At 58.0% G+C, this 16544-nt stretch carries 15 protein-coding genes; 4 read left to right on the top strand and 11 right to left on the bottom strand.

Features of this window, described 5'->3' with window-relative positions; translation table 11 throughout:
• Positions 1-7: 7 nt before the first annotated feature.
• The gene (locus PbB2_RS03230; RefSeq protein ID WP_108983819.1) at positions 8-1276 is read right to left on the bottom strand and encodes a dicarboxylate/amino acid:cation symporter; all 1269 of its coding nucleotides are present in this window, start codon (positions 1274-1276) and stop codon (positions 8-10) included.
• 269 nt (positions 1277-1545) lie between these two features.
• Here PbB2_RS03230 and PbB2_RS03225 point away from each other — a divergent pair, with 269 nt between their 5' ends.
• On the top strand, positions 1546-2844 hold the full coding sequence (locus tag PbB2_RS03225; RefSeq protein WP_108983818.1) for a dicarboxylate/amino acid:cation symporter: 1299 nt from the start codon (positions 1546-1548) through the stop codon (positions 2842-2844).
• Here PbB2_RS03225 and PbB2_RS03220 read toward each other — a convergent pair.
• The 3 genes from PbB2_RS03220 to PbB2_RS03210 all read right to left on the bottom strand — a co-directional run bounded on the left by PbB2_RS03220 (position 2841) and on the right by PbB2_RS03210 (position 7500).
• Positions 2841-4388 (bottom strand): peptide ABC transporter substrate-binding protein, encoded by a 1548-nt coding sequence (locus tag PbB2_RS03220; RefSeq protein WP_108983817.1) that lies wholly within the window; start codon positions 4386-4388, stop codon positions 2841-2843. The genes PbB2_RS03225 and PbB2_RS03220 overlap by 4 nt on opposite strands.
• Before the next feature lie 47 nt (positions 4389-4435).
• Entirely contained in the window at positions 4436-5632 is a 1197-nt protein-coding gene (gene carA / locus PbB2_RS03215; RefSeq protein WP_108983816.1) for a glutamine-hydrolyzing carbamoyl-phosphate synthase small subunit, read from the bottom strand.
• Between the two features lie 62 nt (positions 5633-5694).
• Positions 5695-7500: a cation:proton antiporter domain-containing protein gene (locus tag PbB2_RS03210; RefSeq protein WP_133245697.1), complete on the bottom strand. Its 1806-nt coding sequence runs from the start codon at positions 7498-7500 to the stop codon at positions 5695-5697.
• Positions 7501-7638: 138 nt separating this feature from the next.
• Between PbB2_RS03210 and PbB2_RS03205 the strand changes: the two genes are divergently transcribed.
• Positions 7639-8088 carry a hypothetical protein gene (locus PbB2_RS03205; RefSeq protein ID WP_108983814.1) on the top strand — a complete coding sequence of 150 codons (450 nt, stop codon included), beginning with the start codon at positions 7639-7641 and terminating at the stop codon, positions 8086-8088.
• A 10-nt stretch (positions 8089-8098) separates the two neighbouring features.
• On the opposite strand, the gene PbB2_RS03200 is transcribed toward PbB2_RS03205, so the two are convergent.
• Genes PbB2_RS03200 through PbB2_RS03185 form a run of 4 tightly spaced genes read right to left on the bottom strand, consistent with a single transcriptional unit; the run spans position 8099 to position 11557 of the window.
• Complete coding sequence (locus PbB2_RS03200) at positions 8099-8875, bottom strand: SDR family oxidoreductase (protein ID WP_108983813.1); 777 nt, start codon at positions 8873-8875, stop codon at positions 8099-8101.
• A gap of 15 nt (positions 8876-8890) precedes the next feature.
• Positions 8891-9442 (bottom strand): TetR/AcrR family transcriptional regulator, encoded by a 552-nt coding sequence (locus PbB2_RS03195; protein WP_108983812.1) that lies wholly within the window; start codon positions 9440-9442, stop codon positions 8891-8893.
• Positions 9443-9491: 49 nt separating this feature from the next.
• Positions 9492-10133, bottom strand: a complete 642-nt coding sequence (locus tag PbB2_RS03190; RefSeq protein WP_108983811.1) for a LysE family translocator — start codon at positions 10131-10133, stop codon at positions 9492-9494.
• On the bottom strand, positions 10133-11557 hold the full coding sequence (locus PbB2_RS03185) for a Mur ligase domain-containing protein (RefSeq protein ID WP_108983810.1): 1425 nt from the start codon (positions 11555-11557) through the stop codon (positions 10133-10135). The genes PbB2_RS03190 and PbB2_RS03185 overlap by 1 nt, the downstream gene beginning before the upstream one ends.
• An 89-nt stretch (positions 11558-11646) precedes the next feature.
• On the opposite strand from PbB2_RS03185, the gene trmD reads away from it, so the two are divergent.
• Together trmD and rplS are read left to right on the top strand one after the other, a co-directional pair.
• Positions 11647-12342, top strand: a complete 696-nt coding sequence (gene trmD, locus PbB2_RS03180) for a tRNA (guanosine(37)-N1)-methyltransferase TrmD (RefSeq protein ID WP_108983809.1) — start codon at positions 11647-11649, stop codon at positions 12340-12342.
• A gap of 127 nt (positions 12343-12469) precedes the next feature.
• A complete protein-coding gene (gene rplS / locus PbB2_RS03175; protein ID WP_108983808.1) occupies positions 12470-12847 on the top strand; it encodes a 50S ribosomal protein L19 in 378 nt (125 codons plus the stop codon).
• Between the two features lie 55 nt (positions 12848-12902).
• Here the strand turns inward: rplS and PbB2_RS03170 are convergent, their stop codons facing one another.
• The 3 genes from PbB2_RS03170 to PbB2_RS03160 form a co-directional block, all read right to left on the bottom strand.
• Positions 12903-14801: an ABC-F family ATP-binding cassette domain-containing protein gene (locus PbB2_RS03170; RefSeq protein WP_108983807.1), complete on the bottom strand. Its 1899-nt coding sequence runs from the start codon at positions 14799-14801 to the stop codon at positions 12903-12905.
• Positions 14802-14905: 104 nt separating this feature from the next.
• Positions 14906-15370, bottom strand: coding sequence for a MarR family winged helix-turn-helix transcriptional regulator (locus PbB2_RS03165; RefSeq protein WP_108983806.1), 465 nt, complete (start codon positions 15368-15370; stop codon positions 14906-14908).
• Positions 15370-16515 carry an Acg family FMN-binding oxidoreductase gene (locus PbB2_RS03160; RefSeq protein ID WP_133245696.1) on the bottom strand — a complete coding sequence of 382 codons (1146 nt, stop codon included), beginning with the start codon at positions 16513-16515 and terminating at the stop codon, positions 15370-15372. The genes PbB2_RS03165 and PbB2_RS03160 overlap by 1 nt, the downstream gene beginning before the upstream one ends.
• Positions 16516-16544 lie beyond the last annotated feature (29 nt).

Below are 16544 nucleotides of genomic sequence, written 5' to 3'. Positions count from 1 at the left end.
TTTCTGTTCACCCTTGGTCGCTGATCCCCGCCTTGCGGGCGGCGACCAATTCATCATCGGTCAAATCGCCTTCCCACTTGGCGACCACAGCGGTGGCAACCGAATTCCCAATCACATTGGTGGCAGACCGGCCCATGTCGAGGAAATGATCGACAGCCAAGATCAGCAAAATGCCGCCTTCGGGTATTTTGAAGAAGGACAGGGTTGCTGCAATCACCACCAACGACGCGCGCGGTACGCCCGCCATGCCTTTGGATGTCACCATCAGAAGCAACAGCATGGTGGCGATCTGGGGAATGGTTAGATGAATGCCATAGGCTTGGGCGATAAACAGCGTGGCGAAGGTACAATACATCATCGAACCGTCGAGATTGAACGAATAGCCAAGAGGCAACACGAAGCTGGAAATGCGACGGGATACGCCAAACTTTTCCAATTGCTCGAGCGTTTTGGGATAGGCTGCTTCAGATGATGCGGTGGAAAAAGCCAGCAAAGTGGGTTCACGAATGCGGGCGATCAAATTGCCGATGGCGGGCCCAATCACCGCAAAGCCCGCAGCCAGCAGAATGATCCACAAAATAACCAAGGCCAGATAGAAACCACCGATGAAGCTGGCATAGGTTCCCAAAACTGCCAGACCCTTGGTCGCAATCACGGCCGCGACAGCTGCAAACACCGCCAATGGGGCAAGGCTCATGACATAGCCGGTTAATTTCAGCATGGCGTGGGAAACCTTGTCGGCCAGATCGGCCAGTGGACGGCCTTCTTCACCCATGGCGGTGACGGCTACACCGAAGAAGATTGAAAACACCACAATTTGAAGAATTTCATTATTAGCCATCGCTTCCACGATGGATTTTGGCACCAGATGGATGATGAAATCCTTCAGTGTCAGGGCCGACGGCTTGATGTCGCTGACCGCATCGGCAGGGGGGATCGGCAGATTAAGCCCAACGCCAGGATGTAGCAGGCTTGCAATCACAGCGCCCAGCGTGAGCGACACCAAGGACGCTGCCAGAAACCAGCCCATGGTCTTGATGCCCACCCGGCCGAGCGTGGTGGTATCACCAATATGGGCAATCCCTGCAACCAAGGTTGCAAACACCAAAGGCGCGATGATCATTTTGATCAGCCGGAGGAAAACATCGGTCACAATCTTGAAATTGCCAGCCCAAACTTCCTGACCCTCTTTGGGAACAAATTGGAAGATGGCCGCGCCGACAATGATGCCAAGGATCATGGCGACCAGGATGAAGAGGGTGAAATTCTTGTTCATGGGTTTCCGGCTTTCAATGGGACACGCCGGACGAATGCGGGCCACGACTGACCCCCTGCCCCGCCAGATCGTGCCCCCTGTGACGATCTTGCACTAAGACTTAGAGGCCTATCACCATCATGTGAAGTGGCCATAACCATTTAGGCGCAAGCTGATTTGGTCCCGACCTAGGTGGGCCATCACAAAGTTTTGACTCCGACTTGGCCCAGAGTGTGCCACAGAGCCGAGCTTTAAAGGCTGTGCCGACGGCCACATCACATGGGGACGACATGAAGAGCCTGTTCCAGCAGCCCTTATGGGTGCGTATCCTGATCGCCATGTTGCTGGGCGTTCTATTGGGTTTTGCCATTCGTCCCGATGGCGTGCTGGCTGCTTGGGTTGATCCCGAAGCCTGGGCGGCAGGCCTGAAATTGGTGGGCGATGCCTTTATCCGCTTGATCCGCATGCTGTCGGTGCCTTTGATCTTTGTGTCGGTGGCCGCAGCGGTGGTGTCGATCGGCGATTTGAGCCGATTGGGGACTTCTGGCGCGCGGATTGCCGCGCTTTATATTCCTTCCGGCCTGTTGGCGGCCTGCCTTGGTGTCGGCCTTGCCATGTTGCTGCAGCCTGGTGCGGGGATAGAGCCCCCGACAGGACTTATTGCGCCGCCGGTTAAGCCGCCACCCACGGGCAGCGACATTTTGGCCATGTTCATTCCGGCCAATCCGGTCAAGGCGCTGGCAGAAGGCGACATGCTGAGCGTGATCGTGTTTGCGATCCTGTTGGGAATTGGGGTGCTGGGTGCGCGGGAGGCCGCAAAACCGGTTGCCGACGTGCTGGACGCGGCGTCCCACGCGTTGATCCGGCTGGTGACCTATATCATGGAATTGGCACCGATTGGGGCTTTTGCCTTGATGGCTTGGGCAGTCGCGCTCATGGGGGCCGATGCGCTGGTCAAGCTCGCCGCTCTGATTGGCACCGTTTATCTCGGCTGTTTCATTTATGGCGTCATCATCTATGGCGGCTTCATCAAATTTGGTCTTGGTTTGCCGATTCTGCCGTTCTTTAGGGGCATGAGTGAAGCCATGGCTGTGGCTTATTCAACCTCGTCGTCAAATGCGACCCTGCCGGTCACCATGCGCTGCATGATGGAGAAATTGGGCATTTCCCGACGTATGAGCGCCTTTGTCTCATCCATGGGGGCAACGGTGAATATGGATGGCACAGCCATGTATATCTGCATCGTCACGCTATTTGGGGCGCAATTATTTGGCATTTCGCTCGACGGCGGGCAGCTGGTGGCCATCATCATTGCAGCGTCGCTGGGCGCAATGGGGGCAGCCGGGATTCCAGGTGGTTCGATTGTCTTTATTCCCTTGGTTTTGGGGATCGCCGGAGTCCCGGTTGAAGTGATCGCCATTATTCTGGGGGCGGATCGGATCATGGACATGATGCGCACTGTGGTGAATGTGCTGGGCGACAGCGCCGCAGCAGTGGCTGTGGCCAAATGGGAGGGTGAGCTGGATGAGCCCGCCTATCGGGCCAACCAAATCAATCTGGCCGAGAAGAAGGTGAGCGATTCGATCTAGGCTTTCGCCAGTTTCAAACTGGGCCAGATGATCGGCGCAATGCCCTCAATGCCACCTGTGACGCGCGGATTGACCAGCCAAGCTGATGGGAAGAACCAGACACCGGTCACTGGACAGGCATCAAGCAGGATTTTTTCGGCGGCCAGCTTCTTGGCCAAGCGCGCCTTAGGATCACTTTCCGCCCGCGCATCAGATAGGGCTTTGTTGAAAGCGGGGTCTTTCCATTGGTGGGAATAAGCGGTGCCGCCCTCGCCCCATGACGCCATCAGATCAATGGGATCAGACTTCATGCCCTTGTCGATCCGAACAATCGCGGCCTCGAACTCAAACCCGTTCAACCGGGCCACGATGGCGCTGGAATCTGCAGCAAACAATGTGGCCTCGACCCCGATTTTCTTCCACATATCCACCATCTGGATGGCCGCCCGCTCGCGCTCATCCTTGGTAACAAGAAGCTCGAACTTAAGCGGATTGTTTGGGCCATAGCCCTTGGAAGCGAGAATGGCGCGCGCTTGGTCTGGGTCATAAGCCGGTTCGGGTTGGCCACGCACAAAACGGCCAGCAGGATCGACCGATCCGCGCATCACCGCACCCGTGATCACGCTGCGATCAAAGCCCATGGCCAGCGCGCGGCGAACCTCGGCATCCTGAAATTGCGGCTTCTTGGTGTTGAAGCTCATATAGACCAGACGCGGGGCATCATAGCGTTGATATTGGCTGCCAAATTCTTTTTCAAAGTCTGCTGCACGCAAGAGCGGCGGGTCTTGCGCGAGATCGAGATCCCCGGCCTGAAACATTCGCAGGCGCGTGGCTGAATCATCAATCGCCTCGACACTGATTTGGGCTGGCATGCCCTCCACCCAGCCGCCGCGGGGATTTTTGTCGAACACCAAACGTGTCTGGGTCCGTTCAATTGGCTTGTAGGGACCAGAGACAACAATCTTGTCGAGGTCTGTCCAGTCCGCGCCATGGGTGGCAATGGCGTGCAGGGGAACAGGATAGAATTCCTGCATCCGGCTCCAGAACTCAGCATCGGATACGTCAAGCTCAACCACCAATGTGACGGGATCTGGTGCCGACACGCCGATGGTTTTGGGGTCTTTGCCGTCAACCACACAATCGCGATAGCCTTTGATCATATAAAGCTCAGACGCGTCGGCATAAGCGGTTTTTTTGTCGGCACCCAAGCGCAGGCTTTCAAGCACATCGTTGGCATTGATGGGCTTGCCGTCCGACCAGGTCAGGCCTTGGGCGATCTCAAAAGTCCAGGTGCGGTTGTTGTTGCTGGGCACCCAGGATTTCGCAAAACCTGGGGCTGGGCCGCCATTGGCACCATAGCCGACGACCGGCAGGTAGAATTGGCGGAACAGGAGGGCGGCGGCTGCAAACTCCGCCTTTAAGGGGTCAAGTGAATCAGGACCCCCGCCCAAGCCAACACGTAAAATATCGGCGGGGGCTTTTGTTTTGCCACAGGCGGATAAAGCGCCAAGGGCGGGGACGAGGGCGAGGCTGGAAATCAGGGTGCGGCGATCAATTTGGCTCATGGCCCGACAATGCCGCCCTATTGGCAGACGTCAAGCCTATAGGTCCATTATCCCCGCTGACGGGCAGCGCGCATGGCCTCGGCAAAGCGTTCAAACAGGTAGAAACTATCTTTCGGGCCGGGACTGGCCTCTGGGTGATATTGCACGGAGAACACGGGCTGATTGGCCAATGCAATCCCACAATTGGACCCATCAAATAGGGAGACATGGGTCTCGATCACGCCGTCTGGCAGACTGTCGCGGTCAATGGCAAAGCCATGGTTCATCGAAACAATCTCGACCTTGCCGGTCGATAGGTCTTTGACGGGATGGTTAGCACCATGATGGCCTTGCGCCATCTTGATGGTTTTGGCGCCCAATGCGAGGCCCAGCATCTGGTGACCGAGGCAAATGCCGAACACCGGAACCTTGGCGGCAACCAGTTTTTGGATTGTCTCGACGGCATAGCGACCCGTGGCCGCCGGATCTCCCGGCCCGTTGGACAGCAAGACACCGTCAGGTTTGCGCGCCATTACCTCCTCGGCCGTGGTGTTGGCCGGCATGACGTGGATTTTCGCACCAAGTGAGCCCAAACAGCGCAGGATGTTTTCCTTCACGCCGAAGTCGAGCACGACGACCGAAAGGTCGCTCTCTGGACTGACATGTCCGCTACCCTGTGGCCATATCCATTGGGTGCCATCAAAGTCATACGCGCTGGTGCATGTGACGTCTTTGGCCAGATCGAGGCCTTCCAACCCCGTCCAAGCGGCTGCTTTGGCTTGCAGGCTTGCCACATCAATATCGCCCTCTGGCGCATGGATGATAACGCCATGGGGCATGCCATTCTCACGGATGCGGCGGGTCAGCGCGCGGGTGTCGATCCCCGTTAGCCCAACAATGTTTTTGGCTTTCAACCATGCATCGAGGGACGCCTGCGAGCGCCAGTTTGAAGGCCGGGTGATGTCGGCCCGCATGACCGCGCCGCGGGCACCATTGGCCGCAGGTGGGCAGGCATCTTCTTCGTCTTCCGAGGTGGTGCCCGTATTGCCAATGTGAGGCGCGGTGAAAGCCACAATTTGACCCGCATAAGATGGGTCAGTCAGGATTTCCTGATAGCCCGACATGGCGGTGTTAAAACAGACCTCAGCAATGGCTTCACCAATAGCGCCACAGCCTTGGCCCCAGAAAACCGTGCCATCGGCCAGAACAAGGGCTGCGGTGGGTTGGCGCGCGAAAGCGGGCGCGCGGTCCTGCGCTGTGGTCAATGTGGTGCTCCCGGGATTTGCTCGCTGTTAAGCCTGCTGATGGCTGAGGTCAAATCTCGATGTCAGCGGGCTGACGCATCGTCGGGATCGCGTGTGTGCTGATCGCGCAGCACGCGCATGCGTTCTGACGGTGTCGCAGATGATGAGGCCTCCAGCAAGGCTGCCCGCATGCTGGCGCGTTTGTTGTGGATGGCGACCAGAATATGGCCCATGGGCACACCCGCTTCGACCAACAGGGCCTCACCAACCTGCAAGCTCGCTTCCAATGTCTCGGGCACCGCCTCACGGACACCGAGGCTGTAAAGATGGACCGCATGGTCGGCGTCGCGGCTGCGCGCCACAATCGGCAGGTCAGGTTGTTCAAGATGGGCGGCCGTGACCACTTGGTCGACCGCCGACCCGCCGTCCATCGTCACCACCATGGCGCGCGCCCGATCAATCCCGCAGGCACGCAACATATCAACGCGGGCGGCGTCACCCAGATAGACCTTATGGCCTGCCTTGCGCGCCCTGCGGACACGTTCAACGTCTGAATCAATCGCGATATAGGGGATTTTCTGCTCTTCTAGCAGAGAGACCGCGACCATACCGACCCGGCCAAACCCCGCAACAATGACATGGGGGGCCTCGCCTTGCGTGGCTTGGAGGGCCAGAGTCGCCTCATCTGTTTCAGCTGCTGGGGTTAAAGCTGTTGGGCGGGCGTCAAACCGGCCCAATAAGGGAATGAGGCACATCGTGATGGCGGTGACCAACAGGGCAAAGTCGGCCTGATCCTGTGGCAGCACAGCCAGACTTGTCGCGAGACTGAGGACAACAAAGGCAAACTCCCCGCCAGGACCAAGGATCAAACCCGCTTTGATTGCTGATTGTCGCTTGATGCCAAAGACAGGTCCTGCCAGCGCGACAACAGCCGCTTTCAAAACAATGAGGCCGATTATGGCCGCCACGATCTCAAGCGGTCGCTCCAAAACCTTGCCAATATCAACCGTCATGCCAACCGAAACCAGGAAGACCCCTAGAAGGAGGCCTTTGAAAGGCTCGATCGTGGTTTCAACTTCGCGGCGATATTCGGTTTCGGCCAGCAACAAGCCTGCCAGAAATGCGCCCAGCGCCATCGAGAGGCCGGCAGCTGCACTGCCCATAGCTGTGGCGATCACCACCAGGAGGCAGGCAGCCATGAAAATCTCTGGACTGCGTGTTCGCGCGGCATGGCGAAACAGGGGGCGCAAAACGATACGGCCAATCACAATGGTCAAGGCTACCGCCAGGACGGCCACGGCAAGGCTTTGCATCAAGCCCAAAACGCCTAATCCCATGCGGTCTGGGGCCAGCATGGAGACAGCAAAAAGGATGGGCACAACAGCCAAATCCTGAAACAGCAAGATCCCAAACGCCCCCCGCCCTGTGGGGCTTGCCAGACGCTTCTGTTCAGCCAATGTCTGCAGCACGACGGCGGTTGAAGACAATGATAGGGCCAAGCCGATAACGGAGGCGGCTGTGCCGGTGGTGCCCAAGAATAGGTAGCAAATCGCACAAATGGCCAAGGCCGAGATGCCCAGTTGCGCAGCCCCCAGGCCAAATACGACTTTGCGCATCATGGCGAGGCGTTCGAATGACAATTCAAGTCCAATGGCAAACAACAGGAAGACGATGCCGAACTCCGCCATCATATTGATGGCACCTCGATCCTGAATGGTGAAAATGTTCAGCCAAGGATATTGGACGGCTAAACCCCCAAGGCCTGACGGTCCCAATAAAAGGCCGCACAGAATGAAACCCAGAACCGGGCTGATGCGAAATCGGTGAAACAGGGGGACCACAATAGCCGCCGCTGTGAGGATGATCACCGGTTCTTTGAAGGCGGTCATGTCGACAGCACCAGCCACGGGGATTGCGTCCTTGTTCTGAGAGCGTGGGTAAGGGTTAGGGTGACTCGATAATCAGCCTAAAGCAGCTTGGTCTGGGATTCCACGTTTCTTTAACCGGTTTGTCCGAAAAGACATGACATGTCTTATTCTGATCAAAATCTCACCAGACGTGGCTTGGCCCGGTTTGCAGGCGCTGTTGTTGTTGGCTTGGGAGGGGCGTCGGCCGGTGCCATTTCCACAGCCCAAGCGGCGAAGCCTGTTCCCAAAGGTGGGGGCAATGAAGCGGGCTTTCTGGGTTCAAACCAGGTCACGGCCAGCATCATGCGCCAGTTTCGATCGATTGGTCTCATGCAGATCGATATGGGCATCGTCGTCAGCGCCACCAGTCAGCGTGACCGAGCCCTGGCGGCAACTCCGGCGCTGCGGGCGGCTTGGCGCGGCGTCGCGCAGGAATTCGTCAACACCCTGTTTATCCCGGGGCGTGTACCAGATACCATTATGCTCGCTCAGCGCATGCAAGCGGTGACCGACCGCATTGTCGGTCCCGGCATTGCCAAAGTCGTGCTGTTATCGGTGATTGTGCGCTGAAGAACGGGCCTTACATGGCCGAAATGCCGCCATCGACCTTCAGTTCCGCCCCGGTCACAAATTTGCTTTCGTCGCTGGCCAGATAGACTGCCGCATAGGCAATATCATCGGGCTCTCCCAAGCGACCCAGCGGCACCTGACGGGCGAGCTTGGCATAGGCTTCTTCCTGTGAGCCCACCAATCCGGCCATTCCGTCCAAAATGGGCGTTTTGATAAAGGTCGGATGGATGGAGTTGCAGCGGAAGCCCGGCACTTTGCGTGCGCAATGCAGCGCTACTGACTTGGTCAACAGCCAAACGGCCGCTTTGGCCGCATTGTAGGCAGCATAATTGGCTGAGGCGATCAGGCCGGCAATCGACGAGATATTGACGATGGCCCCCGGTCCATAAGGCTTCATGACGCCTAAAGCGTACTTGCACCCCAAGAACACCGAATCGACATCGACAGCCATCACCTTCTTCCAATTGTCGAAGGTTTCGCTTTCGACAGAGCCGAGGCTGCCAATTCCGGCATTATTGACCAGGACATTGAGGCCGCCCATTGCCTCATGCGCCGCATCGACGATGTCGATCCAGCGTTGTTCGGAACATACATCCTGCTGAAACGCATGGGCTTTGCCGGGATAAAGGACGTTGATCGCCGCGGCTGTTGCCTCTGCCCCGGCACCATTGATGTCGGTCACCACAACTTTGGCACCTTCCTTGGCATACATGGTCGCGATGGCTGCACCCAGACCCTGGGCCCCGCCGGTGATCAAGGCCATTTTGCCGGCCATACGTCCTGTCATGTTTCTCTCCCTGAGTTATATGTTGTGTGTGCGGCACAGGGCATCCCACACCGCGGTTTCAAGATGGTGGAGACTTTCGACCGAACAGGCCCGGTTGCGCAAGAGCGCAGAGACCGGCCCCCACACCAGTGCGGCCAATTCTGCGCCTGTCAGCGTTTTGAATGTCCCTGTTGCCTGCCCGTCGCGGGCAAAGATTGTGCTGGCCTTTACAAAAGCGTGGTCTGACCGCATCGGCAAACGGGCCAAAAATGTGCTGATTTCTGGCTCAGCAGCCGCAAAATCACCCAAGCGCGCCCACATCAGTGAAAATCGCTCTTGCAAACTGAGGCGGGCGGGAAATGGTGCAAACACATAAGTTTCAAAACAAGCCCAAGCGCGCATGTCGAGCAGTTCAGCCAGTGCTGCCTTGGACGGCGCGATACGATAGAGTGTGCCAACCGCAATATCGGCTGCCTTGGCCAGTTCGGGCATAGAGATGGCGTCGAGCGTGTCGCCCAAGCTGACGGCAGCCCGCAGCAAGCGGTCCTCGATGACAGCAATCGAGCGGGGTGATCGGCGCTTGGCCATGTGCGCACTCCAATGAACAAACGTTCAATGACGTGGTTTGGTCGCGTTTTCAATGCAGGGTGCGGAGCAACATCATCGTGGCCGTTCCCAACAGGAGGAGACCAACCGCCGCGGAGAAGGCACGCGCGAAACGGGCCTCGGCAAAGCGTTGCGCCAATAAGCCACCGGCCAGCGCGAAGGCTGACATGGTAATGGTGTCAAACAGGATCGTCCCCGCCGCAAACATGGCCAGTTGCGGAACCATCGCACGGTCTGGGTCAATGAAGGGTGGCAAGACCGCGGTAAAGAATAAGAGCGCCTTTGGGTTGCTGATCTGGACCAGAAACCCATCGCGGAACGGGCTTTGACCGGCGACTTGCCCCGCAAGGCTGAAGCCTTGTGTGTTGGGTGACAGGGCGGCCCGCAGCGCCTTAAGTCCAAGCCAAGCCAGATAAACACCCCCCGCCACTGCCAAAGCCGCAAACACGGCCGGAAATAGCCGCATCAGAACCCCGAGGCCAAGGGCAGCAAAAACAAACCATACGAGTGAAGCAATGTTCATTCCGATCACGCCCTGCAGACCAGCGCGCGGCCCTTTGGCCAATCCAGTCGCCAGAGCAAACAAATTCGCTGGTCCCGGTGTTGCGGCCATGCCTGCCATAATCAGCAAGAAGGACGCATAAGCGTGTGGGTCGACGGGCAAGTGCTCCATTATGAGGGTGTCCCGGTCGGCTTATGGTCACCAAAATGGGCGTCGAGGGCGGCTGGCAGACTGTCAGCCAAACCTTCCAAGGGGCCTGAAGACAAAAGCAGCACAACTTCATCGCCCGTCAGGGTGGCAGGCAGGGCGCTTGCAAAAGCGTCGGCATCGACAATGGGCTGGGCCAAGATACCGCGCGCCTGCACATGGGCAAGGATGTCCTCGAGGCTTAATTGCTGGTGGCTGCCTGCTGCAATGGTGGGCGGCGGCAGGATGTGGACGGCGGCACAATCGGCAAACACGCTGTCATACCAGGCCAAGGCGTCTTGATTGCGCCATGAAAAGGTGTGCGGCTCAAACACCACCACCAAGGGCCGATGGGGAAAATGCAGGCGGATCGCCTCAATGGCTGAACGCGCCTTCTCATAAGAAGAGCCGAAACCTTCATAGGCTGGTATGCGCGAGCTTGTGGTCTTTTTGTCCAAGCGGCGGGCGACGCCGCGAAACGCCCTGACAGCGGCTTGCAATTGGTCTGGGTTCAACAATCCACGTTCAAGAACAAAGGCACTGCCGCCAATGAGGTTCTCAATATTATGCAGGCCAAGCAGGCTGGTTTCGAGCGCAATCCGCTGGCCATCAGGGCAGACAAGCTGGAAGCGGGTGATTTCGCCTATGTCGATCGCCTCGGCATAATAGCCAGGGTTCTGCTGCAGCCCATACCAGATGGTTGGTCGGTTACCGATCAGGCGGCGAACGGGCTCATAGCTGTGGCAGGCCACCATCAGGCCTTCGGTGGGTAATGCGGCAAACAGTTTCGCAAACGGGGCCTCATAGGCCGCCATCGTTGGAAACATGTTGATATGATCATGCACGATTGAAGAGATGAGGATGTGCTGAGGCTGATAGAGTTCAAACTTCGACCGGCGATCTTGCAGCGAGACAATATATTCATCCCCCTCCATCACAAACAGCCGATCCGTGCCCGCATGGCCAGTTCGTGGCAGGTCCAGCGGGATTGCGCCGATGAACCAACCTGGATCGTGTCCGGCATGGCGTAACAGAAAGGCGACCAGTGCGGTGAGAGAGCTTTTGCCAAAGCTTCCAGCGACGATCAGATTTTCACGGGTGCGGGTTACCTCACCGAGATAGGTTGCAAAATTATAGCACGGTACGCCACGGGCTTTGAGCGCGGCGAGCTCAGGATTGGTTGCGGGGTCCATTTTGGCGGTGGTTCCCACCACGGCCACATCAATCTGATCGGGCAAATTAGCCGCGTCGAACCGGCGGGCATAGCTGATCCCGGCCTGATCCAAATAGGTGGAAACCGGCGGGAAAACCCCCTCGTCTGAGCCCGTCACCTGATGACCCTGCGACTGCAGGACGCTGGCCAACGCACTGACCCCGGCACCGCCGATTCCCAGAAAATAGATGTTCATGCCCCCCAATAGCGCGCGTTGGTGGGCCCGTCACGGGTCTGATGTGCGGGGCGACTTCGCAGGGTCAGAGACCTCGGCTAAAAGAAGCCATGACATTTGCTGTTTCGGTTCTGACCTTGACCCCGGAAGCTTGGCCCGGTGCCTTGCAGGCTTCGTTGATCGGCAGCGGGCTGGCCAAAGGTGCTTGGTCGCTTGAGCTGATTGATCTGCGTCGCTTTGGTGATGGCAAGCATCGCCAGGTGGACGATACCCCCGCTGGGGGTGGAGCCGGCATGGTGATGAAGCCGGATGTTGCCGCCCGCGCCATTGACAGTCTTCCCCTGGAAGGCCGACCGCTGATCTATTTGACGCCGCGTGGCAAGCCTTTGACCCAAGCCCGTGTGCGCGCCTTGTCGCAGGGGCCGGGGGTTGTGCTGTTTTGTGGCCGCTTTGAGGGGCTGGATGAGCGCGTGATCGAAGCCCGCGCCATGGAAGAGATTTCGGTTGGTGATATTGTGCTGACCGGCGGGGACCTTCCGGCCCAGATGCTGGTGGAAGCCAGTGTGCGCCTGCTCCCAGGCCTATTGGGCAATGCCGACAGTCTGGGCGAGGAAAGTTTCGAGAATGGCCTTTTGGAGCATCCGATTTACACACGCCCGCGCAGTTTCGAGGGGCGCGACATTCCCGCCGTGCTGATGTCGGGCGATCATGCCAAGATTGCCGCGTGGAAGAAGCAACAGTCCGAGGCGATTACGCAGGCCCGTCGGCCTGATCTTTGGGCAGCTTATCAGGGTGACAAAGCCTGATCATTCGTATAAAGGCCCCACTTCTTTCAACCTCAAAGTTCTCTTTGACAACAACAAAGTCGCGGCCCGTTTGAGTTTTTGGACTGGTTTCAAAATCTTGGTCGGGAATCGTGCAAGGTGAGCTGACATGAACATCATCGAAACACTCGATGCCGAGGAAGTCGCACGCGTCTCCGACGGCAAGTCCATTCCTGAATTTTCGCCCGGCGATACGCTGCGGGTCAATGTGAAGATTAAGGAAGGCGACCGTGAGCGCGTTCAAGCCTATGAAGGCGTGTGCATTGCGCGTTCGGGCGGCGGCATCAATGCCAATTTCACGGTGCGCAAAATCTCCTTCGGTGAAGGTGTTGAGCGTGTATTCCCGCTCTATTCGCCCAACGTTGAGTCCATTGTGGTGGTCCGCAAAGGTAAAGTGCGCCGCGCCAAGCTGTATTATCTGCGTGATCGTCGCGGTAAGTCGGCTCGGATTGCCGAGCGCACCGACGGCCGGGGCTTCAGCGACTAAATCCCATCTGAAGTCAGATTGGTCGATTAAGGGCGGTCCGTCAGGGCCGCCTTTTTCATGTCTGGCTCTCGATGGCTTCGCTAAGCTCGATCCAAGCAGCTTCGGCCTTGGCCAGAGCTTCGGCATGCCGGGCGCGTTTGGCACTCAGATCGGCAATTGCTTTGGCCCCTTCGGTGTAAAGGCTGGGTGATGCTAGGCGTGCATCGAGCGCATCAAGTGCGTGTTGTTCGGCCTCGATCGCTTTTTCAGCATCTGCCAGTTTGAAGCGCAAAGTGGACAGCGACGGGCCTTTTTTCCCGGCAGAAGATGCAACTTGGCCAAAGGCTTTGCCAGAGGTTTTGCCAGAGGTTTTGCCAAAGGTTTTGGCCGCCGCCGGACCCGTGTCGGGTCGGTCGGCGTTGAGGACCAAATTGCGATAGTCGGACAAGTCCCCATCATAAGCCTTGGCCGCCCCATCAAAGACCAGCCACAATCGATCAGCGCAGGCTTCGGCCAAATAAACGTCGTGGGTGATGAGCAAGACCGCGCCCGAATAATCGTTGAGCGCGTGGATCAAGGCTTCGCGGCTGTCAATATCCAAATGGCTGGTGGGTTCGTCGAGGATCAAAACATGCGGCCTTTGATAGGCCATCAAGCCCAGCAACAGGCGGACCTTTTCACCGCCAGACAGTTTCTCAACAGATGTATCGATCTTTTCCTGTCCAAAGCCCATGCGGGCGGCCAAGGAGCGGTGACGCGAAGGTGGCCAATCGGGTTCAAGATCGCGTACGTGCTGAAGCACCGTCTCTCCTGCCCGCAATTCATCAAGCTGGTCTTGGCTGAAATAGCCGATCTTGACCGCTTTGGAGGCCCGCCTTGTGCCGGCCAGCAGCGCCAAGCGCGCGCCGATGGACTTAACGAGCGTTGTTTTCCCCTGCCCGTTAGGGCCGATAATGACGATCCGATCATCATGATCTAGACGGAAGCTGACCTGCCGCAAGACCGGCTTTCCAGCAATATAGCCAAGATCAGCCTCTTCCAGTTGAATGAGCGGCGAGGCGAGCTCTGAGGGTTCGTCGAAGTGAAACGGCAAGGCGCGCTCGTCGATTGGCACCGCGATTTCTTGCATTTTCTCAAGCATTTTGATCCGGCTCTGGGCCTGCCGGGCTTTTGAGGCCTTGGCGCGGAAGCGGTCGACAAAGGCTTGCAAATGCGCGCGGGCGGCATCTTGTTTAGCCTTTTGGCCCGCGAGCAAGGCGGCCCGTTCAGCCCGTCGCCGCAGATAGGTGTCATATCCGCCAGCTTGAATTTCCAATTTGGCATTCTCAAGCGCAAGTATATGGGTCACCGACCGGTTGAGCATTTCCCGATCATGGCTAACCACCAGCACGGTATTGGGATATTTTCGCAGAAAGGTTTCAAGCCAAGCCGCACCTTCCAAATCAAGATAATTGGTCGGCTCATCTAGAACCAACAGATCGGGCATGGAGAAAAGCACGCCAGCAAGGGCGGCCCGCATTCGCCAGCCGCCTGAGAAGGAGCCTGCTGGATTGGTCAGTTCGGCTTGTTTAAAGCCCAGACCCACCAGAATTTCGCTGGCGCGGGCTTCTGCGGAATAGGCATCAATATCGGCGAGACGTGTATGAATCTCGCCGATCCGGTCGGGGTCTGTTGCGGTTTCGGCTTCTGCCATCAGGCTGGCCCGTTCGGTGTCGGCTGCCAGCACCACCTCGATCAGGGGATCGGGGGTGGCGGGGATTTCTTGTGCGACAAAGCCCATGCGGGCCCCCCGCTTCAGCCGAATACTGCCGTCACCTTTGCGCGCCTCATCTTGGATCAGTCGCAGCAAAGTCGACTTGCCCGAACCATTGCGGCCAATCAGCCCCACTTTCCACCCATCGGAGATGACCGCATTGGCCCCATCAAACAGCACGCGCCGGGCCAGGCGATAGGTCAGGTCGGTGATCTGCAGCATGAGGTTTGTTTCTATATCAGCAATGAGGTGGCGCGCGCGGCGTCGGAGCCTGCGCGGGCGGCCCTGATAGCTTCATTGCGATCTTATGTCACCCGTCACCGGGGTCACGGCTCGCGGTTGGTGTCCAGAATGGTGCGGATCTTCATCAGGCTGGGTAGCAGCGCTGCAATGTCATCTCCGTCAATCAGTTCTGCCAGTTGGTTGAGTGAGGGGACGAGGCTGGCCAGCGCCGCGTCGCGCGTGGCGCGGCCAGCCTGGGTGATCTTGACCCGTTTGCTGCGTCCATCTTCGGGTGCAGCCTCAATCTCGATCCAGCCTTTTGCCGCCAAGCGCTGGATTGTGTTGGTCATCGCGCCTTTGGTCACCTGAAACGCTTTCGCCAATTGGCTCGGCGTTTCATGATGCAGGTCTAAGCGGACGAAATGGTTGAGGAGGCCAAAGCCTGCAATCGACAAACCATCCGGCAGGACACGCTCAAGCCTGGTGTTTCCCAATTGATCAATGATGGCGACTTCGTTGAAAAACTGGAAGGCCAGCGATTGAAAGTCAGGCTTGGGCGGGTGGGGCATTAGGTGCGTAGATGCTCAGACAGGCCGCGGCGGGGTGCCGGGGGGACGGATTTGCCATAGCCTATGCGCGCCAGCATTTGCACGCAATGACCTGCTTCCAATTGCACAGTCTTTTCGGCGGCGCTTTTGAATTCAGCCATTTCGGGAAACTCCTGCAGGGCTTGGCTCATGGGGTGCATGGCCAGATCAAGGGCCGTGGCGCGCAGGTTGAGGCGGGCATAAGCGCGCCCGGCGGCAATCTGGTCTTGTCGCGTGTTGCCGCGTGTCACCAACCAGACATAACCGGCCGCAGACTTGGCCAGCGGATCGGTCTGTTCAAGCCCCTGCTTATAAATCGAGGAGCCCGGCGTCATCAGTTTTTCCCGCGTCAACATGCCAGTCGCCTGCATCAGGCCAATGCCGGGAAAGTCCAAAGGAATGCCATCGCGGTAGCGGGCAATTTCGGCTTTTCCGATCCGCATCAGATCGACGCTCTCCTTCAGTGTCGCCGGTGTTTCAATCTCGCGGCGATAGGCTTGAATGCTGATCTCGCGCAGGGCCTCGCACGTGGGGTCGCCGCGCAGCGCCCCGGCGAGAAACAGGCTTGGATCGGGTTCTGTCATGAGCAGCCGGGCCAAGGTCTCGGGGCTGATGGCCTTTTTGCTGTCATAGAGCTGCTTGTTAGAGCGCCGCTGAGTGATGTGGGCAAATAAGGGATCGCGGGCTGCCGCACCTGGGATTAGCGTGACACGCGCCACAGGTCTGTCGTCCATGCGCGGCTGGGGTTCGCCTTCGGGAAACAAGCGAATGTTGGCCTGATAACCAATCTGGGCAGCGGCGATAACTAAAAGCTCGAGGAAAGCCCCGCATCCCACGGCCAATTGCCGGTCGAATGGATCGGTCGCAGGCAAGCGGCGCTGGGTGTCAAAATACAGGGTCAGACTGTCTTTGTCCTCAAGGCTGACCAGCCAGGGCTGACGATTATGTGGGTTGGGGGCCAAGATGGCATGGGCCAGACTATAAAGTCGGGGGTCGGATTGCCCCGCACCTGGATTGCGCCAGGCGGCGGCCGGATCGTTTGTATCTGACGCGGCGGCGCAAGATGATGGCAGGGTTGCAAGGGGGCTTAGAGCGAGTAGCTGCAGAATGCTGCGACGATCAGGCATCACCATCTCCATTGGTTTAACGTTGAACC

The sequence above is a fragment of the Candidatus Phycosocius bacilliformis genome, from assembly GCF_003112735.1.
GTDB lineage: Bacteria > Pseudomonadota > Alphaproteobacteria > Caulobacterales > Aquidulcibacteraceae > Aquidulcibacter > Aquidulcibacter bacilliformis.
The sequence above is the reverse complement of the archived record's forward strand: the minus strand, read 5'-3'. Positions and strand labels throughout refer to the sequence as shown.